General features: G+C 62.2%; 1 protein-coding gene. It reads left to right on the top strand.

Going from position 1 to position 288, the window contains the following annotated elements; genetic code table 11:
- Window positions 1-288, top strand: a 288-nt coding sequence (locus AB7038_RS18085; protein WP_369453750.1) for a YidH family protein, incomplete at both ends; no start/stop codon positions are given.

The following is a 288-nucleotide window of genomic DNA, read 5'->3' as shown; positions in this document are numbered from 1 at the left end:
ATTACCGCTTTTCGCTGGCCAATGAACGCACCTTTCTGGCGTGGATCCGTACGGCGCTCGGCTTTCTCGCCGCGGGCGTCGGGCTCGATCAGCTGGCGCCGGATTTTGCCACTCCGCTTATTCGCGAAGTGCTGGCGCTGCTGCTGTGCCTGTTTGCCGGCGGGCTGGCGGTGTATGGCTATCTGCGCTGGTTGAGTAACGAAAAGGCGATGCGCCTGAAGCAGGATCTTCCCTATACCCGTACGCTGCTGGTGATTAGCGTCCTGCTGCTGGCGGTCGTGGCGGTGG

Source organism: Morganella morganii (genome assembly GCF_041099235.1).
Classification (GTDB): domain Bacteria; phylum Pseudomonadota; class Gammaproteobacteria; order Enterobacterales; family Enterobacteriaceae; genus Morganella; species Morganella morganii_E.
Note: the sequence above shows the minus strand (reverse complement) of the source record. Positions and strands in the feature narration are given on the sequence as shown.